This is a genomic window from Pantoea sp. GM01 (assembly GCF_000282675.1).
GTDB classification, from domain to species: domain Bacteria; phylum Pseudomonadota; class Gammaproteobacteria; order Enterobacterales; family Enterobacteriaceae; genus Pantoea; species Pantoea nemavictus.
Genome location: NZ_AKIU01000091.1, coordinates 1 through 20,007, shown reverse-complemented (window position 1 = coordinate 20,007; position 20,007 = coordinate 1). Strand labels below are relative to the sequence as shown.

Sequence of the window (20,007 nt, the reverse complement as noted above, 5' to 3'; positions counted from 1 at the left end):
GATGTCGCCTCAACACCCGCGCTGCAGCATCAATGCCTATTCCTGAATCAGCATCGCTGTAACGCTTGTAGGGTCGCCATTCATGGCGACCGAATGCCTTTCCCCTCTATAAAGTGAATGCAGAAAGTGGAATTTTTCTTGCTTTCGCGCAACGACTGCGCATAATCGCAAACCGCAATAATAATGATTATCACTTCGTTTGCATTAGGGGATCCCATGCGCGCTATGCCTTTCAATCCCGGACTGAAACCGACGCTGTTGGCCGTAATGGTCAGCGCCGGTTGTTTGCCAGTGATGGCTGCTACTACCAACACCACAACCTCAACTAACGCGAAAAACGAACAGCAGACGCTGACCGTGACCGCGACACCGCAAACGGATTTCAAGCCAGGCGGCAATGATTTAGTGCCTGCGTTTCTGGATGGTCAAATCGCCCACGGCGGCCGCCTGGGCATGCTGGGTGAGCAAAACGCCATGGATGTGCCGTTTAACGTCATCGGCTTCACCTCGAAAATGATTCAGGACCAGCAGGCGCAAACCATCGGTGACGTGATGCGCAACGATGCTGGCGTGCAGAATCTGAAAGGCTACGGCAACTTCGCTGAAAGCTATCGCATTCGTGGCTTCAAGCTGGATGGCGATGCTATGACCTATGGCGGTCTAGCCGGTATCGTGCCGCGCCAGGTGATGGATGCTTCGCTGATTGACCGGGTGGAAATTTTCAAAGGTGCTAACGCGCTGCTGAACGGTTCAGCTGAGAGCGGCGTTGGCGGCATGATTAACCTTGAGCCAAAGCACGCTGATGACACGCCACTGACGCGTATCGGTGTGGATTACACCTCCGGTTCACAGGTGGGCGGCAGCGCCGATATTGGTCGTCGTTTTGGCGACAATAACCAGTTTGGCGTGCGTCTGAATGCGGTCAACCGCGAAGGCGGCACTGAAGTCGACGGCGAGAAAAAACGTACCACCGCCGCCTCGCTGGGGTTGGATTATCGTGGCGATCGTCTGCGCACCTCGCTCGACGTCGGTTACCAGAAGAAGACCTTCCACGATGCGCGCAACGGCATCAATATCAGCGGCATCGATTTCATTCCTGATGTGCCCTCTAACTCGAAAAACTACAGCCAGAATTGGGTGTTCAGCGATATCGAGTCGGAATTTGGTCTGGCGAAAGCCGAGTACGATCTGAACGATCAGTGGACTGCCTATGCCGGTCTGGGCGCGCAGCATACCCATGAAGTGGGCAACTACGGTACGCCGAAGATTCTAGATAGCGCTGGTAATGCCACCATCGGCCGTTTCCGTACCAATCGCGTGCAGGACAACATGAGCGGCATGGTTGGCCTGCGTGGTGATTTCACCACCGGCCCGGTGACGCACAAAGTGAACTTTGGCTATTCGGCGATGACGGCAAACGCGAAAAACAGCTATCGCATGTCGTCAGGTAACGATGCTGACATCAATATCTACCATCCGCAGGATGTGGCAGAGCCGGACAGCGTGTTCGCCGGCGGCACGAAGTTTGGCGATCCGCTGACCACTTACCGTTCGCGCTCGCAGGGTTATCTGCTGAGCGATACGCTGGGCTTCTTTGATGACACCTTGCTGGCAACGGTGGGCGCGCGTCACCAGAAAGTGGTGGTGCGTAACTACGGTTATGACGGCGCGGAAGATACAGCGACACGTTTTGACAGCAGCCGTTGGCTACCAGCGTATGGCTTGCTGTATAAAGCGACGCAAAATATCTCGCTGTATGCTAACCACACCGAGTCACTGACGCCGGGCACCGCCGCGCCATATACCGCCATAAACTACGGTAGCGTCACCGGCATTGTGCACGCTAAGCAGAACGAAGTCGGGGTGAAAGCGGACTTTGGTCGTGTTGGCGGTTCGCTGGCGTTGTTTGAAATTAAACAGCCGGTCGGTGTGTTGAATAATTCGATCTACAAGTTGAATGGCGAGCAGCGTAACCGCGGGGTTGAGCTGAATGTGTTCGGTGAGCCGGTGTTGGGTCTGCGTCTGAACAGCAGCGCCACCTGGATCGATCCGGATATGACCAAAACCGGCGATAGCGGTCAGGATGGCAAGAACGCCATTGGCGTGCCGCGCTTTACGGCGGCGCTGGGTGCTGAGTATGACATCAAGCCGGTTGAGGGTTTGACCGCCACGGCATTGCTGAACTACACCGGTTCCCAGTATGCCAACCTGGCAAACACCACCAAGCTGGATGACTACACCACATTGGATTTAGGTCTGCGTTACCGCATGAAGGTTAACCAGAATGATATGGTGTGGCGCGTGGGCGTTGAAAACGTCACCAATGAGAAATATTGGGCCAACGTGGATGACAGCGGCACCTATTTGTCGCAGGGTGAACCGCGTACGGTGAAAGTCTCGCTGAGCTACGATTTCTAACCTCCTCCAGACGGGGCGTGCACGCGCCCCGTTATTTCTCTGGCTGAAATATTCCTGTAACTTACGGCGCATTGCATTACACTCTGTGCGGCAATCCTGCTCGAAAACTCGCCTTTATGTTTGAGTCATCATGAGTTCACCTGCACCACCAGACGATCACGACGAACCCTATCGACAGCCGCTCGACGACGCGCTCTTCGCCATTGTGGTACTTGCAGTGACGTCGGTTACGCTTATAATCTTCGTCCTGATGATTACGCTGTGGATGAGTTAACGTCAGCAACGGGAAACGGAAGCCGGTAAGGAGATGTCGATGGAAGCCAGAGATGACAAACTGATCGCCATAATTGGCCTGTTATCTGCCTGCCTGATTGGTGTGGTGTTTCTCTTCACCATGACCTGGCTTACCGATGTGCGGCATCCCGCCGATCCCTCGCTTGATGTACAAACCTGCCCGCAACAAAGCGTCACCACCCAACACTCTTAATCTTTTGTCTGCCGGTTCTGCCACTTAATCTGTTGACTGCGCAACTCCAGCGCCAGCGCCTCATGTAAGGTGCGATTACCGTTGGGATCGCCGAGGCCAAACAGCGCGCCTGGGGAACGCCGATCGTCGGCCCATGCCGGATACTCCACCACCGGATAGAGCGAAATCCCTTCCAGCGCCACACCTTGCTCTAGCGCCAATCGCGCTTCTTCACTCACCTGACGCAGCCAGGGCGCGCGCGCATCGCCTTCGGCGCCGGTTTCCGCCAGAATCATCGGCCGCTGGTAGCGCTGCCAGCACTGCAGCAATAAACGGTGCAACGGTTGCCGCGTGGGATGATCGAGCGGAATAGTGTCGCCGGAGAAGAACCAGTGATTATCCGGATAGTAGTTCAGGCCGAGAACATCGAGAAAATCTTCGCGTCCACCCAGTTCAGGCGCATCGCGTCCGGCAAGCCAGTCCCAGGCTTCAAACTGGGCCTGATGCTGGGCATCAGCATAAGGTTTGCTGTCGGGATTATCGGGATGGGTGGCAACTTGCACCAGCGGATCGGTCAGCACAAAGCGCGCATCGGGATAGACCTCACGAATCGCATGCATCGCCGCCAGCGAAGCGCGCACCAGTTGGCGCTTTAGCTCACGCCCGCGATCGCTGGCGTAGGGATCGAGCCAGGAGACATCGGCACCCGCCCATGACCAGAATGAAATTTGATTGATCGGTGTGAAAAAGGGTTTTTCGATACCTTCATCGCGCATCAGCTGCGCCATGGCGCGTGCGAAACGTTCGAAATGGTCAACAAAACTGGCTTTCCAGATATCAAGGTGATCAGGATAGCCAAAGTGTGCCAGCTCCCAGATAATCTGCATGTCATGGCGCGCCGCGGCATGCACCATCGGTAGAAAGGTGCGCCAGTCATATTCGTTGGGCACGGCTTCGATCAGGTGCCAGCGTGCGCCATCGCGCGCGGTGTGCAAACCCTCTCGCGCCAGGGCGGCATAATCTTTCTCCAGCAGCATATCGTGGCCGCTGCTGATCACCATATCCAGCCGACGTCCGCCCGCGCGACATGCGGTGGAACAGGGAAAACTGCCTTGAAAAAAGCTTCGGAACAGCTGAGGGTGATGGCGCAGGGATTGCTGAGTCATAATCCTCTCCTCACGGTGAACGCCGGATGCAGAACGCTTGGCTAAGTCTAGACTAAATTGACGACGCGCCATTTGGCAGATGAGGAAGGCTCCGATTGCCATTTATCGCGCCGATACTAACAATAATAGGTCCACAGCTTTCAGGGATTCACTATGAGTGAAGCAGCACAATCTTTGCCGCCCGAGGAGCATCCGGGCAAAGGGCTGAAACCGAATGTTGATGCGCGCTGCGCACAGCATCCTGGCATGAGCGGTATTCATCCGCTCAACGATGGCTTAGACGCTTTTGCTGCGCGCTATCAGATGATGAGCAGGGCGCAGCACAGCATTGATGTGCAGTACTACATCTGGCACAACGACATGTCCGGCCGCTTGCTGTTTAGCGCGCTGCTGGATGCCGCCGAGCGCGGGGTGAAAGTGCGTTTGCTGCTCGATGACAACAACACGCCGGGTTTGGATGAGACGCTGGCCGAACTCGATCGTCATCCCAACATTGCCGTGCGCTTGTTCAATCCCTTTTCGTTTCGCACATTGCGCGCGCTGGGTTATCTCACCGATTTCTCGCGTCTTAATCGACGCATGCACAATAAAAGTCTGACGGTCGATGGTGCGGCCACGCTGGTGGGCGGACGCAATATCGGCGATGAATATTTTGGCACGGGCGATGAACCGCTGTTTACCGATCTTGATGTGCTGGCGATCGGTCCGGTGGTGGACGAGGTGACGCAGGATTTCGAGCGCTACTGGCGCAGTAAAGCGGTATCAACGCTGCGTAAGGTGGTTGACGTCAGCGGCGAGGCGCATCAGGCGGTGCGCTTGCCGGAGGAGTGGCAGCAGAGTGAAGCGGTGGAACGCTATCTGGCGCGGCTGGAGCACTCCTCATTCATCAACCAGATGGAGCAGGGCGAGCTGGAGATGACGTGGGCGGAGTCGCGCTTACTGAGCGATGACCCGCGCAAAGGCCTCGGCAAGGCGAAGCGGCGTAATTTGTTGCCGCAGCGCATGCTGGAGGTGATCGGGATGCCGCAGCAGCAGTTCGATATTATCTCCGCCTATTTTGTTCCTACGCGTTCTGGCGTGGCGCAGCTGCTGGCGCTGAAGCGGCGCGGGGTTAAAATCGCCATACTCACCAACTCGCTGGCGGCTAATGACGTTACGGTGGTGCACGCCGGTTATGCGCGCTGGCGTAAAAAACTGCTGCGTCATGGCATCGCGCTGTATGAGCTGAAGCCACAGGATAATCCGCAAAGCGCGCCGCACGACCGCGGTTTAACCGGTAACTCAGGCTCCAGTTTACATGCCAAAACCTTTACCGTGGACAACCGTAAAGTGTTTATCGGCTCGTTTAATTTCGATCCGCGTTCGGCGATGTTGAATACCGAAATGGGTTTGGTGATTGAGAGCGAAGCGTTGGCACAACAAACCCACCAACGTTTTATTGCCGGCATGCGCGATCGCGCCTGGACACTGCGTCTCGATAAGTGGGGGCGCGTCAACTGGGTAGAGTATGCTCATGAGCAGGGCGAAGTGGTGCACAAGCATGAACCGCAGTGCACGCTGCTGCAGCGCTTGCTGGTGCGCCTGGTGTGGCGTCTGCCGGTGGAGTGGTTGCTCTAAAACAACGGGCCAGCTTAGCTGGCCCGTTGTTTATTTGCGCTGTGGCTTACCGGAGAACAGGAAGCGCAGCAGTGGAATGCGCAGATGAATTTCGTACAGCGTAAAGGCCACGCCAAACACCATCAATAAACCGAGGAAGAAGCCGAGCGTGTTATTACCAATGTGCGGCGTAATGTAGATGCCATACAAAATGGTCAGCGGATGGTGCACCAGATAGATAAACAGCGAGGCATTAACCAGATACATGATGCGCGGTGAATGGCTGTTCAGCAGCTTGTGACCGAAGCTAAAGCAGACGTTGAGCATGCACAAACCCATGAGCGTAGTGATGATCATATCAATCTCATACAGCCAACCTTCGCCACTGCTGTAACGCTGATTCAGACTGTAGGCGATAAACACGGCAATGGCGCCAAAGCACATCACCGGATTAAAGCGCACAAACAGCGCTTTCAGCTCCTGATGCTTCCAGCTCAACGCGCCCAACATAAAGAACGGCAGGAACGTCAACATTTGCATCACGGCAATGCTGAACAGGCCATCGGCAAAAACCGCCGGGAGGAAATAAAACAGCACGCGGCGGAACGCACACCATATCAAGGCATAAATCAGCAGCGCCAGCGTCAGTTTCCCCCAGCCAATTTGCTGATAATTGATAACGCGCTGCTGTTTATTCAGCCAGCGAAACGTCAACATGCCGAGCGTGGTGAGAATGACCAGGACCAGTAAAAACCACAGATGCGAAATCAGCTCCCACATCAGCGTATTGTACTTGTCGTACAGTGAGAAACTGTTCCAGTCGCCGATTTTATCGGTGAGATTTTTGGTGATGAAAAACTGCGGCAACGTAATCAGCGGAACGGCTGTCAACATGGGAATGCCGACGCGCTCCAGACGCACTTTCAGCCAGCGCTGGGGCTGATAGCGTAAGTAGAGCATGTAGGAAAAATAGCCAGAAATAACAAAGAATACCTGCATGCGGAAGGCATGAATAAAGTCATTAAGTACCGTCAACCACATCGAGGCGTCATGGCTGTTCACCGCCCATTTTTGCGTGGAGTAAATCAGTGAGACGTGAAAAGGCACGCCTAATAACATTAAATACGCTCGAATCGAATCGAGGAAATATTCACGTTCGGGTTTAGCTGAACTCATAATCTTCCAATAGTCAGTTTACTTGCCGGTTTCGCCCTGAAACCAGATTATGCCGAAGGAAAATTCTACCGGCTGTAAACAGGGTATACTATCAGGTGAATCTGTATGTGATTTTGCAGGGTTTAATTATCCGAAAAGCACACTTTCAGCTTACAAATCAGCGGAACAATCTATTACATACGCTGTCGGAATACCGAATAATCCTTTAAGATAATCGGGTTTGATCTAAGCACACGAAAGGGGGGGATGTGCTGAATAATGTGAATAATAAAGTGGGACTGGTAAAGATGCGCTGGGTAGGCGCGGCAGTTCTGCTGGCTTTGTATGCCAACAATAGTTGGGCGTTTAACATCGATGATGTAGCAAAACAAGCCAAGGCGTTGGCAGGGAAAAGTTTCGAAGCGCCAAAGAGCAATTTACCCTCTCAGTTTCGTGAAATGAAGTTTGCTGACTATCAGCAGATCCAGTTTAACCACGACAAAGCTTATTGGGGCAAACTGCGTACGCCGTTTAAGCTTGAGTTCTACCATCAGGGTATGTATTTCGATACGCCGGTGAAAATTAACGAAGTCACGGCGTCTTCAGTACGTGAAATTAAATATGACCCTGACTATTTCAATTTTGGCAACGTTAAGCACGATGCTGATTCAGTCAAAAACCTCGGCTTTGCTGGGTTTAAGGTGTTGTATCCTTTAAATAAAAAAGGCAAAGACGACGAGATCACCAGCTTCCTCGGTGCCAGCTATTTCCGTGTAATTGGCGAAGGCCAGGTTTACGGACTGTCGGCGCGCGGTCTGGCGATTGATACTGCATTACCGTCAGGTGAAGAGTTCCCGCGCTTTAAAGAGTTCTGGATTGAACGTCCAAAACCGCAGGACAAACAGCTGGTGATTTATGCGCTACTGGATTCGCCACGCGCGTCCGGTGCGTATCGCTTCACCATTCGTCCGGGCAAAGAATCAACGGTTGATGTGCAGTCCAAAGTTTATCTGCGTGATAACGTCGGCAAACTGGGCGTTGCGCCGTTGACCAGCATGTTCCTGTTTGGGGCTAACCAGCCTTCGCCGGTCACTAACTTCCGTTCAGAGCTGCACGATTCAAACGGTCTTTCGATTCACGCCGGTAACGGTGAATGGATTTGGCGTCCGCTGAATAATCCGAAACATCTGGCGGTAAGCACCTTTACCGTTGAGAACCCGAAAGGGTTTGGTCTGCTGCAGCGCACGCGTGATTTCAGCCGTTTCCAGGATCTCGACGATCGCTACGATCTGCGTCCAAGTGGCTGGGTTGAGCCGCAGGGTGACTGGGGCAAAGGCCGCGTTGAGCTGGTAGAGATTCCGACTGCCGATGAAACCAACGATAATATCGTCGCGTTCTGGACGCCGGAAAAACTGCCAGAGCCAGGCAAAGAGATGAACTTCCAGTATCGTCTGCACTTTACGCGTGATGAAAATCAGCTGCATTCAGATGACATCGCCTGGGTGAAAGATACGCTGCGTTCAGCGGGTGATGTGAAACAGTCGAACCTGGTGCGTCAGCCGGATGGTTCTATCGCCTTCACCGTGGATTTTGTCGGCAAAGCGATGAGCAAGCTGCCTGAAGATACGCAAGTGGCACCGCAGGTTAGCGTGGGTGACAACGCTGACGTGGTTGAGCAGAGTGTACGCTACAACCCGGTAACCAAAGGCTGGCGTTTAGTGTTGCGTCTGCGTGTGAAAGATAACAAGCAGCCGACCGAAATGCGTGCGGCGCTGGTAAGCGGCGACAAGACATTGACGGAAACCTGGAGCTATCAGCTACCTGCCAATGAATAAATCGATATTTTTACCTCAATCTTACGTGGAGGCTCTGCCGCTTGACGCGGCAGGGCGCGCCCGTCTGAGCGATTCGCTACAGAATGCGCAGGCGTTCCACGCTATTCATACGTCGCTGGGGCAAGATATTGCCGCCAGCGAGCGCCCGGATGATGCGCCGCTGAAATCGGTGTCATCCCGTGTGCAAATGGCCTGGCCAGACTCATTGGCGGATGGTCAGCAGCTGAGCAAGGATTATCTCGACCGCACCACGCTGAAGGCGATGCCGAAGGTGAAGCGTTCGCTGATGTTCCCGGAGATCTGGCGCACCAACCCCATTGCGCGCGCCTGGGATTCTGTCCGTGGTAAGAAATCCACGCCGCGCTATGCCTCGGTGGAAGAGCAAAAAACCGAGGACAAGTGGCGACACGTGGGTTCAATGCGTCGTTACGTGTTGCTGATTCTCACGATTCTGCAAACCGTGGTGGCCACCTGGTACATGAAAACCATTCTGCCGTATCAGGGCTGGACGCTGATCGATCCGATCGAGATGTTTAACCAGAACTGGTTGCAGTCGGTTGAATTGATTCTGCCTTATATCTTGCAGACCGGGATTCTGTTCCTGTTTGCCATTCTGTTCTGTTGGGTTTCAGCCGGTTTCTGGACCGCACTGATGGGCTTCCTACAGCTGCTGATTGGCCGCGATAAGTACAGTATTTCGTACTCGACCACCGGTGATGAACCGCTGAATCCGGAACATCGCACTGCGTTAATCATGCCGATCTGTAATGAAGACGTTGAGCGCGTGTTCGCGGGCCTGCGTGCGACCTGGGAATCGGTCAAACGTACGGGTAATGCCGAGCATTTCGACGTTTACATTCTGAGTGACAGCTACGATGCGGACATCGCTATCGCCGAGCAGAAAGCCTGGATGGAGCTGGTACGCGATGTCGGTGGTGCGGGCAAGATTTTCTATCGTCGTCGTCGTCGTCGTGTAAAGCGTAAAAGCGGCAACATCGATGACTTCTGCCGTCGCTGGGGCGTCAACTACAGTTACATGGTGGTGCTGGACGCCGACAGCGTAATGAGCGGTGAGTGTCTTACCGGTCTGGTGCGCATGATGGATGCTAACCCGAACGCCGGTATTATCCAGTCTTCGCCAAAAGCGTCAGGCATGGATACGCTGTATGCACGTTGTCAGCAGTTTGCCACGCGTGTTTACGGTCCGCTGTTTACCGCCGGTCTGCACTTCTGGCAATTGGGTGAATCGCACTATTGGGGGCATAACGCCATCATTCGTGTGAAACCGTTCATTGAGCACTGTGCGCTGGCTCCGCTGCCGGGAGAAGGCTCCTTCGCCGGTTCGATCCTGTCGCATGACTTCGTTGAAGCGGCGCTGATGCGTCGTGCGGGTTGGGGCGTATGGATTGCCTACGATCTGCCGGGTTCTTATGAAGAGCTGCCACCGAACCTGCTGGATGAATTGAAGCGTGACCGTCGCTGGTGCCACGGTAACCTGATGAACTTCCGCCTGTTCCTGGTAAAAGGTATGCACCCGGTTCACCGTGCGGTGTTCCTGACGGGCGTGATGTCGTATCTCTCTGCGCCGTTGTGGTTTATGTTCCTTGCGCTCTCCACCGCCTTGCAGGTGGTGCACACGCTGATGGAACCGACCTACTTCCTGCAGCCGCGCCAGCTGTTCCCGGTGTGGCCGCAGTGGCGTCCTGATCTGGCGATTGCGCTGTTCTCAACCACGCTGGTGCTGCTGTTCCTGCCGAAACTGTTGAGCGTGGTGTTGATTTGGTTCAAGGGAGCGAAACCTTACGGTGGCGCCATCCGCTTGTTCTGCTCGCTGATTCTGGAGATGCTGTTCTCGGTGCTGTTAGCACCGGTGCGCATGCTGTTCCACACCGTCTTCGTGGTCAGCGCGTTCCTTGGCTGGGAAGTGGTATGGAATTCACCGCAGCGTGACGATGATGCGACGCCGTGGAGCGAAGCCTTCCGTCGTCACGGTTCACAGATGCTGTTGGGTATCGTGTGGGCGGGCGGCATGGGCTTGCTGGATCTGAACTTCCTGTGGTGGCTGTCGCCGATTGTCTTCTCGCTGATCCTGTCGCCATTTGTGTCGGTGATGTCGAGCCGTGCGACGGTAGGGCAGAAGAGCAAGAACGCTAAGCTGTTCCTGATTCCCGAAGAGTACGAGCCGCCAAAAGAGCTGGTCGATACCGATCACTATCTGCAGATCAACCGTCAACGTGCGCTGAAAAATGGCTTTATGCACGCGCTGTTTAACCCTGCGTTTAACGCGCTGGCGACGGCGATGGCCACATCGCGTCACAAACAGAGTGATTTGCTGGACCATGCACGCGATCGTCGCGTTGATCAGGCACTGAGTGATGCGCCAGAGAAACTTAACCGCGAGCAGCGTTTGCAGCTGATTAGCGATCCGGTGGTGCTGGCACGTGTTCACTCACGCTTGTGGGAAAGTGCGGACAAATATCATCAGTGGGTGGAAAGCTATCAAAAGCTGAAGCTCAACCCTGAGGCGCTGCCACAGCGTTAAGGTTAATAAAGTAAAAAGCGGCAGAGATGCCGCTTTTTTTATGCCGTTAATCTGCAGAGAATAACGCAACCTTTACACCTGAAGAAGTAGTCACTCCTCTGAGAGAGGGTTAAACTGGCGCAAGTTCATTGTGAGTACACGTTGTGAATGCTTTCCTGAAAATAACTGCGCTTAGCGCCACCATTCTGTTGCTTACCGGCTGTGGCAGTATTATTAGCCGCACCTTTCCCGGACAGGGGCATGGCAACCAATATTATCCTGGCGTGCAGTGGGACGTTCGTGACGGACCGTGGCGTGTGCTGACCATTCTCGATTTACCGCTATCGCTGGTCATGGACACGCTGTTATTGCCGGTTGATGCCAATCACGGCCCGTACGAATAACGCTTAAGGCAAGTTGTCAGAAGGGCTGTTGTCGTCTTCCCACTCCTGCGCCGCCGCTTCACCTTCTTCAAGGTCGCGCGGTGGCTCTAACTGAAATTCGCCCTCATCCCATTCGTGCAGGGTATTTTCAGCTTGCCACTCCTGACGTAACTCGACTTCATCGAAATCACCGTCGAATATCGCCTGTGCGGCTTCACCGCTGGAGATGGGTAGGCATTCGCCCTGGCCATCCTCTTCAGCGAAAAATTCGGCCTGCCACATAATGTCGCCATCCTGCATCACGTACTTTTGCAGGGCGAACTGGCTGACATTGGCATCTTCTTGTGCAATCTCGGGTTGGCTGGCGAGAAACTCCTCGCGTGCCGCTTCAATGGCTTCTTCCAGGGTGCTAAACAGGCTCATCATCAACTCCATGTCTGTAAAAAAGGGATTTCACAGAAGGATAGACGAAAAAACAGCAAGTGAAGGGAAGAGAGTGAATATCGGTTGGGCGGTTGAGTGAAATTCAACCGCCCAACCCTTCAGGCTAATTTCTGGGGAAAGTGTAATACCGGGCGTACTGACTCATGAATAATGGGAGCAGAGTAACGAATGCAACATTTAATACAGGGCTTAACTTTTTTGAAATTAATACGAGCGGTTGTAAGTGCCTGATTTAAATTATACAGCGTGCCGATAAAAACCATATCCTCCTTCACAGGTAAACGTTTGCACTCTTTCCGATGCAGCAGATGATAACCTTCTTGATCGGTACTGACCGTCACGTAGTAGTAGATGCCTTTATTCATATAATATGTATCCTGAGATATATTTGCTGTGTGAAATCTTTTTATATTTTTTAAAATTTGAACTTATTATGCTAACTGTCATCACCGAAATTAACTGCATTCGATTTTGGCGACAAATTCCATAATGATATAAGAAGGCTGATTATTTTGCCTGGATGGAATATGGCGTTTTTTGTTCAGACAATGCCTTGTTTATTAAGTTAATTTTACTGCATTGATAAGTGAAGTCGAAGGGTTTAGCAATATTAAATAGGAATAGCCCTGGAAATGATCGGAATCAGGTCCGTAGCGGCACAATTTTGTGAGTAAATATTAATGAGGCGCAAATCAATAATCAGCTCGAAGCGCAGATTTTCGCGCTGGTTAACTCACTTAACCCTCACTTTTAGCAAGATTGTCGCAGGATATCCGCATGCTGTCTGACTTTATCTGGCGCTAAGTTAACTATCAGCCTAAGTTCAGGCTGGTCCGACTCGCTTATTAATAACCGGCGAAAATCGCGGGATAAGGCAAATTAGAATGGAGATGTGTGGGGCACCAGCAGTACCCCGAAAAGATTTTAATAAACGGAAGGTTGTCCTTCAGGGCGGGTTTTAAAGCGGCGGTGCAACCACATATATTGCTCTGGAGCCAACAGGACCGTTTCTTCAACCACTTTATTCATCACTACCGCGGTATCAAGCTCAGTTTCAAGTGTGAACTTATCGCGGATGTCCGGCATCATTTTAAGTTCATAGCCGCGCGCATTCGGCAGGCGTCGTGCAAGAAACGGCACTACGCTCGGATTGGCGAGACGGATCAGCATATGTGTCCCGGTGGTGGTCGCCGCATCCGGCACCGCAAAGAAAGGGGCGAACACGCTACTGCGCGGGCCGTAATCATGATCCGGTGCATACCAGATAATGTCGTTGTTCTTCATCGCGCGAATCATGCCTTTGAGATCTTTACGGTCGAGCATGCTTTTGTTGGAGCGCATGCGGCCCCAGGTTTGCAGCCAATCGATCAGCTTGTTGTCGTTGGGGCGATACACGCCAATGCCTGGATTGTGCATGCCAAACACGCGGGCACCCAGTTCCAGCGTCAGAAAGTGCATACCTATTAATAAGATGCCACGCTTCTGTTCCAGCGCATGGGTAACATGCTCAAGTCCGCTGGCGGCCACCCATTTACGAATACGCCAGTCCGGCCAAAACCACGCCATCCCCGTTTCAATCAGTCCCATACCCACCGATTCAAAATTGTGTTTCACCATCGCTTCACGTTCATTAGTCGGCATAGTCGGGAAGCACACCTCCAGATTGCGTTGTGCCACCTCGACGCGCCGCTTCATAAAGCGCATCGCGATGCGTCCCAGTCCGCAGCCAATCGCGTGTAGCACTGGATAAGGTAAGAGCACCAATAAATAAAGAAAACCAATGCCGATCCAGGTCGGCCAATAGCGTGGATGAAGCAGTTCGCGGGTGAGTTGGGGAAGTTGAGTCATGAAAATGTCAGTATCCTGCGTCTTATGCCAGAGAGTCCGGTTTCTGTAATTTTTTAGCATTATGCCATTTTTTCACTCTGGCTGAAATCAAGCATAGACGGTGGACTGTCATCCGGCAGCAGCTATGCGCACGAAAATGCAATTGTGACGCAGAATTACGCCGGTTATGTCTCGCGTTAGGCTTAACACACCAAAGATTTTGCATCCGGCAGAATTCGGGTATCATACGCGCGCTTAATTTCTCTGATTGCTAACAGGACGAACACCATGCCAGTGTTACATAACCTTGTTTCCAATAAAGAGCTGAAGGAACGTATGTTGGCGGAAACCGAACCACGTACTACAGTCTCTTTTTATAAATACTTCCAGATTGCCGATCCCAAAGCGTTCCGTGATGCCCTCTACGTTGAGTTAACTAAGCTCAAGGTGTTTGGCCGCGTCTATGTGGCGCATGAAGGCATCAACGCGCAGATCAGCGTGCCCGCCAGCCGTTATGAAAAAATGAAGGCGACCTTGTACGCCTTCGATGCGGCGCTGAATAATCTGCGCATGAATATCGCGCTGGACGATGACGGCAAATCCTTTTGGGTTCTCCGTTTGAAAGTGCGTGAGCGCATTGTTGCTGATGGAATTGAAGACAACAGCTTTGATGCCAGCGATGTAGGCGCTTACCTGAAAGCCGCCGACGTTAATGCGCTGCTCGACGATCCTGATGCGTTATTTGTCGATATGCGCAATCACTACGAATATGAAGTAGGGCGCTTCGATAATGCGCTGGAAGTCCCCGCAGATACCTTCCGCGATCAGCTGCCGATGGCAGTGGATATGCTGCAGGATAAGAAAGACAAAAAGATTGTTATGTACTGCACCGGCGGCATTCGTTGTGAAAAAGCCAGCGCGTGGATGAAACATAACGGCTTCAATGATGTTTACCACATTGAAGGCGGCATTATTGAGTACACCCGTCGTGCGCGTGAACAGGGTTTACCGGTGCGTTTCAAGGGCAAGAACTTTGTCTTTGATGAGCGCATGGGCGAACGCATCTCCGACGATATTCTTTCCAGCTGTCATCAGTGTGGTACGCCTTGTGATAGCCATACCAACTGCATCAATGATGGCTGTCATTTGTTGTTCATTCAGTGCCCAAGCTGCGCTGAAAAGTATAACAACTGCTGTAGCCCCATCTGCATGGAAGAGTCAACGCTGTCGCCAGAAGAGCAGCGCGCACGCCGTGCGGGCCGTGAGAATGGCAATAAGGTGTTCAATAAATCACGTGGTTTACTGAACATGACGATGGCGATTCCGGCACCGGATAAAAAGTAATTTCAGTGCAGCCTGAAGCGCTCAGGCTGCATTTTATTACTTGCGCACACCTTCAACCGAAATAATCAGTTCTGCTTTTTGTGATGCCGGGCCAAGGTCTTTGCTGATATTGAACTCTTTCAGCACAATCTCTCCGCTGGCTTCAAATCCGGCACGATAACCGCCCCACGGATCTTTGCCTTCGCCCATCAATTTTGCATCCAGGGTGATCGGTTTGGTCACGCCATTCAGCGTCAAATCGCCGGTGATTTTGTAATCCTTACCCTCTTTCTTCACCGCGGTTGAAGCAAAAGTTGCCTGCGGGAATTTGCCGGTGTTAAGAAAATCTGCGCTACGCAGATGCTTATCGCGTTCGGCATGGTTGGTATCGAGACTATTCGTGTTAATGGTGACATTCACTTTGTCCGCCGACGGATTGGCTTCATCGAAGGTAAAGCCGCCATCGAAATCTTTGAACGTGCCGTATAACCAGCTGTAGCCCAAATGCTGAATACGGAACTGGACAAACGCATGCTGGCCTTCCTTATCAAACTTATAATCCGCTGCGCTGGCGGTCAGGCTGGCGCTTAATAATCCGGCCGCGGCTACTGCCAGTAATGTTTTCTTTAACATGTTACTTTTCCTTTTCAGAGGTTAACGGGATGCGGTAGCCCAACATCCTTTTCAGAGTCACATCACGGTCGATGAAATGGTGTTTCAAGGCAGCCAGCGCGTGCAGTGCTGAAAGCAGCACTAAACCCCAGGCCAGCCAAAGATGAATGTCCCCAGCCAAATCGGCTTGTTGGCCGGCGCCGCTGAACAGGGCTGGCACGTCGAACCAGCCAAATACGGAGATGGCTTTGCCATCGGCGGTGGAGATGAGGTAGCCGCTGATCAGCAATACGATCAGCAGACTGTATAGCATCCAGTGTGCCGCAGTGGCTGAACGGCGCACTGCAGGTGAATAGCCTGGCAACGGTTTAGGTGGCGGCGAGATAAATCGCCAGCCGACACGCAACAGCAGAGCGGCAAACAGCATAATGCCGATGCCTTTATGAATCTCAGGTGCATCGTGATACCAGCCGTCGTAATAACCTAATCCAACCATCCATAATCCCAGCGCAAACATGCCGTAAATAACCAGCGCCATGAGCCAGTGCATGAAAATTGAGACGATGCCGAAGTGCTGTGTGGAATTGCGCCACATATTAAATGTCCAGCAAAATGAAATAAGTGGTAATGAGCATCTACATTTTGTAATACAAAATCAATTCACCTTACTTTTCTATAAAGTTGAAAATGATCTTCGGATTAAATGAGTAATTAACGGTAACTCCTTCAGGATAATTGAAAGGGTTAAGTTACAGTGAAAGGCAATCGTGCAAGCGAGGGGGAATACTTCACTAAATGCGCTGAATGAGGGAATTAAGCGTCATGAAAGGTAATTTATTGTCAGGTTGCGTCAATTGAGTCGGCGCACTTTATGCGCCGACCAGAAAATATTAGTTAAAACGGCTCAGCGAGAAGGGCTTAATATCGAAAGAGAAGGGTTTATTTTGCGCAAATTCGCTGGCAAGCTCGCCCAGCACGCTGGCGAATTTAAAACCATGCCCGCTCAGGCCGGTAATAATCAGGCGATTGGGCTCACCCGGCAGCGTATCAATAATGAAATCTTCATCCGGCGTGTTGTCATAACTGCACGCTTCGCCGTGCAAACAGACACCGACGCCCGGCAAAAACTTGCGCAGGAAGTTAAACGACTCGTTACCGTCGACTGCGATACTGCCAAAAGGTTTACGATCTGCAGGTGCATGCATTAACTGCCCACCATCATGACGTCCCACTTTCAAAGCATTGTTATCCGCCGGGAAGCCGTAAAAATGGCTGCCATCACTCATCTCCACGGTAAAACCTGGGAACTTGTTATTCTCGCTATAGCGGCCATCGGCCTGATACCAGGCGAACACTTTGCGCACCGGCGCCACCGGCAAACCATCAACTAAATGACTGACCCAGGTTCCGGCGCTGATCAATAATTTACGAGCGCGGAAAATACCGTCGCTGGTGGTGACCTGCTGTAAATCACCGTCGCGGCCGATTTCCGTCACCGGACAGTTAAACAGTTGCGCGCAGCCCGCCTGCTCAGCCAGCTGCACCCAGCTGCGCACCGCCTGCTCGCATTTGAGGAAGCCGGAGTTGGGTTCGAACACGCCGATATACTCATCCGGCACGGTAAATTGCGGCCAGCGTGCCCGCACTTCGTCAGCCTGCAGCAGGGTGACATCCAACTGCCACGCTTTTGCGCTGTCGATGACATTTTGAATAAACGGGGAGGTGATCGGCGCTAAATTGAGAATGCCGCTACGATGCATAATGCGCTCGCCGCTCTGACGCTCCAGTTCATCCCATAACGTTTGGGCGCGCAGCACTAATGGGACGTAGCGTTCGCCTTCGCCGTAAGCATGGCGAATCAGGCGGGTTTCACCATGATGGGTGCCCTGATTGTGCGGTGGATGGGCGCTGTCAATCATCAGCACGGATAAGCCGGCCTGAGTCGCGTAAAAGCCAGCGGCTGCACCTACCGAACCGCTTCCTACCACAATCAGATCATAAACCATAACGACATCACTCCAGCAAAACGGCGAAATTTTTCAACAGCATATCAAAAGAGAGCGCCCATGAAAAAGGCACCCTGTTGGGTGCCCTTTCACGCGATAGTGGAAATTAATGCTTTTGATTGTCGCGTAGGTACTGCTCGGTCGACTCTATTTTTGCAATGCCAGCTTCGAGTAGGGAGATAAACTGTCTGGCGACATCGGTAGTCAGCCAGTAGGTCGGGCCCACGTCAGCTTCTTCTTCTTTCTGATCCTGCGAGGAGAGCGAGTGCAGGCGAATCATCATGGCGTCATAACTGTCTACGGTGCTGATGTCCCATCCCACCAACGGATGAGTCTGGATGACGTCTTTATTTCTGTCCATTATAACCTCCGTATTACTCGTTAAACGAAGTGCTTCTTGAGGTTCAATGCGGCTGTATCGTGCACTAGCGAAACAATTATAACATGGATCAGCGGGTACAATAGTTAAAAGGTATGACGAAAGTTAACGGCGTTGAAATAAACGCGTTTATAAAACCCTTTTTACCGAATAATAAAATGCCCGAAGCGTCAGGCATTTTATTGGCAATATTACTGCCGGGACGTAAGAGATTATCGGCATTTTTACCGCGAAACTTTAACGCAAAAAGGGTGGTGCTGTTACGGTTGTGACTCTGCTGGCAGCAGGCCGTGACGCTTCTGAATCTCTTCGGCCAACCGGGTAAAATGCTGCTGTAACTGCTCGTCATGGTTCTGGTTTTGCGCTTCAAGCGTCAAATTGTGTACCAGCAGCTGGTTGGCACGATCGTCGAGACAGAAGGTCAGCGTGGCAAAAGCATTTTCTAATACGGTTAAGCGGCGCTGTTGGTCAGCAATAAATGCCAGCAATTCCCCAAAGGTCATCGCCTCTTCTGGTTTTTCAGTAGTCATGTAAAACACCTCCTGTAAGCATGACGAGGCAAGAATAGGGGATCGTTTAACATGAGTCTAGATGCAGGAAGTTTTTCTGGCGAGAGCGAAATAAAAACAAAAAAGCCGGGTGGCGAAACCCGGCAAAAACGGCACAGTGGCAGTTAATCGTTATTAAACCAGTCGTCAGCGCTTTCCCAGGTTTCTTGTAATAGTTCGCTGATGCGCTCACGTGACTCTTTACAGCCACCAAAGACGCTGAGCTGATTGCCGCCGGCATAACGGACTTTGACGTGATGATCGTCGTCAGGAAAATCCTGCGTAATGCGACGGACCAGTTCGATGCTCAGTGCGTCCAGTGCACCTGCGGGCAGGGGCGAAGTTTTTGCTACGGTAATTTCAACACGCATAGAAGCCTCCGGAATAATATACTGTTTATTTGTACAGTATAGTTATCCCGAAGGCAAGCAGCATTGAATTAATCTTTAATGCGCCAGTTCAGGGTTTCACCGGCAAGGAACGGCACCAACGTATCGTCAGCCAGCGCAATACTCTCCTCAACCTTCCAGGACTCACGCACCAGCGTTATGGTGCCTTCGTTCAACGGCAGACCATAGAAGTTGGCGCCGTTCTCAGAGCAGAAAGCTTCGAAATGTTCTAACGCATGCAACTCTTCAAATACCGTGGCGTAAGCCGGCAGCGAGGTAGGGGCATTAAACACGCCAGCACAACCGCAGCTGGCCTCTTTCAGGTGGCGCAGATGCGGTGCGGTATCGGTACCGAGAAATACACGACGATTACCGCTGGCGACCAGCTTGCGCAGCGCTTCCTGATGGATATTGCGCTTCAGAATCGGCAAGCAATAAAGATGCGGACGTACGCCGCCCACCAGCATGTGGTTTCGGTTAAACATCAGGTGCTGCGGCGTAATTGTTGCGCCCAGCAGATCGTTACCTGCAGCCAGATACTCGGCGGCTTCTTGGGTGGTGATATGTTCCATCACCACTTTCAACGCCGGGAACTGTTTGCGCAGCGGTTCCAGCACGGTTTCGATAAAGCGGGCTTCACGGTCAAAAATATCGATATGCGCATCGGTCACTTCGCCGTGCACCAGCATTGGCATTCCGATTTGCTGCATGCGATCCAGCACCTTAGCAATGGAAGCGATGTTGGTGACACCATGGCTGGAGTTGGTGGTGGCATGTGCAGGATAGAGTTTGGCTGCGGTAAAGATCCCGTCACGGAAACCGCGTTCGATCTCATCAGGATCGAGCGAATCGGTGAGGTAGCAGGTCATCAGCGGAGTAAAAGCATGCTCAGCAGGCAACGCGGCCAGAATACGTTCGCGATAGGCTACGGCAGGCGCC

General features: G+C 52.4%; 20 protein-coding genes. 8 read left to right on the top strand and 12 right to left on the bottom strand.

All coding sequences use genetic code 11. The features are described 5' to 3' along the window. Nucleotides 1–216: 216 nt before the first annotated feature. The 3 genes from PMI17_RS23625 to PMI17_RS25555 all read left to right on the top strand — a co-directional run bounded on the left by PMI17_RS23625 (nt 217) and on the right by PMI17_RS25555 (nt 2,905). The gene (locus PMI17_RS23625; RefSeq protein WP_007893693.1) at nt 217–2,418 is read left to right on the top strand and encodes a TonB-dependent siderophore receptor; all 2,202 of its coding nucleotides are present in this window, start codon (nt 217–219) and stop codon (nt 2,416–2,418) included. Between the two features lie 130 nt (nt 2,419–2,548). Next, nucleotides 2,549–2,692, top strand: coding sequence for a hypothetical protein (locus PMI17_RS25560; RefSeq protein ID WP_007893692.1), 144 nt, complete (start codon nt 2,549–2,551; stop codon nt 2,690–2,692). Between the two features lie 39 nt (nt 2,693–2,731). Then, entirely contained in the window at nt 2,732–2,905 is a 174-nt protein-coding gene (locus PMI17_RS25555) for a hypothetical protein (RefSeq protein WP_007893690.1), read from the top strand. On the opposite strand, the gene PMI17_RS23620 is transcribed toward PMI17_RS25555, so the two are convergent. Further along, the gene (locus tag PMI17_RS23620) at nt 2,902–4,050 is read right to left on the bottom strand and encodes a hypothetical protein (RefSeq protein ID WP_007893688.1); all 1,149 of its coding nucleotides are present in this window, start codon (nt 4,048–4,050) and stop codon (nt 2,902–2,904) included. The genes PMI17_RS25555 and PMI17_RS23620 overlap by 4 nt on opposite strands. Before the next feature lie 153 nt (nt 4,051–4,203). On the opposite strand from PMI17_RS23620, the gene PMI17_RS23615 reads away from it, so the two are divergent. Further along, nucleotides 4,204–5,667: a phosphatidylserine/phosphatidylglycerophosphate/cardiolipin synthase family protein gene (locus tag PMI17_RS23615; RefSeq protein ID WP_007893686.1), complete on the top strand. Its 1,464-nt coding sequence runs from the start codon at nt 4,204–4,206 to the stop codon at nt 5,665–5,667. Between the two features lie 30 nt (nt 5,668–5,697). On the opposite strand, the gene mdoC is transcribed toward PMI17_RS23615, so the two are convergent. Continuing rightward, nucleotides 5,698–6,822 (bottom strand): glucans biosynthesis protein MdoC, encoded by a 1,125-nt coding sequence (gene mdoC, locus PMI17_RS23610; protein ID WP_007893684.1) that lies wholly within the window; start codon nt 6,820–6,822, stop codon nt 5,698–5,700. Nucleotides 6,823–7,100: 278 nt separating this feature from the next. Between mdoC and PMI17_RS23605 the strand changes: the two genes are divergently transcribed. From PMI17_RS23605 to PMI17_RS23595, 3 genes are all read left to right on the top strand, one after another. Next, nucleotides 7,101–8,636 (top strand): glucan biosynthesis protein G, encoded by a 1,536-nt coding sequence (locus tag PMI17_RS23605; protein WP_180823737.1) that lies wholly within the window; start codon nt 7,101–7,103, stop codon nt 8,634–8,636. Continuing rightward, nucleotides 8,629–11,178 (top strand): glucans biosynthesis glucosyltransferase MdoH, encoded by a 2,550-nt coding sequence (gene mdoH, locus PMI17_RS23600; protein ID WP_007893681.1) that lies wholly within the window; start codon nt 8,629–8,631, stop codon nt 11,176–11,178. Before PMI17_RS23605 ends, mdoH begins: the two co-directional genes overlap by 8 nt. Before the next feature lie 143 nt (nt 11,179–11,321). Then, on the top strand, nt 11,322–11,561 hold the full coding sequence (locus PMI17_RS23595; protein WP_007893679.1) for a YceK/YidQ family lipoprotein: 240 nt from the start codon (nt 11,322–11,324) through the stop codon (nt 11,559–11,561). Between the two features lie 3 nt (nt 11,562–11,564). Here PMI17_RS23595 and PMI17_RS23590 read toward each other — a convergent pair whose 3' ends face one another. From PMI17_RS23590 to PMI17_RS23580, 3 genes are all read right to left on the bottom strand, one after another. Beyond that, entirely contained in the window at nt 11,565–11,963 is a 399-nt protein-coding gene (locus PMI17_RS23590; RefSeq protein WP_007893677.1) for a MysB family protein, read from the bottom strand. 119 nt (nt 11,964–12,082) lie between these two features. Continuing rightward, nucleotides 12,083–12,349, bottom strand: a complete 267-nt coding sequence (locus PMI17_RS23585) for a hypothetical protein (protein WP_007893676.1) — start codon at nt 12,347–12,349, stop codon at nt 12,083–12,085. 559 nt (nt 12,350–12,908) lie between these two features. Beyond that, on the bottom strand, nt 12,909–13,832 hold the full coding sequence (locus PMI17_RS23580; RefSeq protein ID WP_007893674.1) for a Kdo(2)-lipid IV(A) acyltransferase: 924 nt from the start codon (nt 13,830–13,832) through the stop codon (nt 12,909–12,911). 267 nt (nt 13,833–14,099) lie between these two features. On the opposite strand from PMI17_RS23580, the gene PMI17_RS23575 reads away from it, so the two are divergent. Next, complete coding sequence (locus PMI17_RS23575; protein ID WP_007893672.1) at nt 14,100–15,155, top strand: rhodanese-related sulfurtransferase; 1,056 nt, start codon at nt 14,100–14,102, stop codon at nt 15,153–15,155. Between the two features lie 36 nt (nt 15,156–15,191). Here the strand turns inward: PMI17_RS23575 and PMI17_RS23570 are convergent, their stop codons facing one another. From PMI17_RS23570 to pyrC, 7 genes are all read right to left on the bottom strand, one after another. Further along, on the bottom strand, nt 15,192–15,767 hold the full coding sequence (locus tag PMI17_RS23570; RefSeq protein ID WP_007893670.1) for a YceI family protein: 576 nt from the start codon (nt 15,765–15,767) through the stop codon (nt 15,192–15,194). Nucleotide 15,768: 1 nt separating this feature from the next. After that, on the bottom strand, nt 15,769–16,341 hold the full coding sequence (locus PMI17_RS23565) for a cytochrome b (protein WP_007893668.1): 573 nt from the start codon (nt 16,339–16,341) through the stop codon (nt 15,769–15,771). A 295-nt stretch (nt 16,342–16,636) separates the two neighbouring features. Beyond that, nucleotides 16,637–17,752 carry an N-methyl-L-tryptophan oxidase gene (solA, locus tag PMI17_RS23560; RefSeq protein ID WP_007893666.1) on the bottom strand — a complete coding sequence of 372 codons (1,116 nt, stop codon included), beginning with the start codon at nt 17,750–17,752 and terminating at the stop codon, nt 16,637–16,639. Between the two features lie 106 nt (nt 17,753–17,858). After that, nucleotides 17,859–18,113 (bottom strand): biofilm formation regulator BssS, encoded by a 255-nt coding sequence (bssS, locus tag PMI17_RS23555; RefSeq protein ID WP_007893664.1) that lies wholly within the window; start codon nt 18,111–18,113, stop codon nt 17,859–17,861. Nucleotides 18,114–18,391: 278 nt separating this feature from the next. Further along, complete coding sequence (locus tag PMI17_RS23550) at nt 18,392–18,661, bottom strand: hypothetical protein (protein ID WP_007893663.1); 270 nt, start codon at nt 18,659–18,661, stop codon at nt 18,392–18,394. A 143-nt stretch (nt 18,662–18,804) separates the two neighbouring features. Beyond that, entirely contained in the window at nt 18,805–19,050 is a 246-nt protein-coding gene (gene dinI, locus PMI17_RS23545; protein WP_007893661.1) for a DNA damage-inducible protein I, read from the bottom strand. Between the two features lie 68 nt (nt 19,051–19,118). Beyond that, nucleotides 19,119–20,007: dihydroorotase (pyrC, locus tag PMI17_RS23540; RefSeq protein ID WP_007893659.1), on the bottom strand; the 889-nt coding region annotated here is incomplete at its 5' end.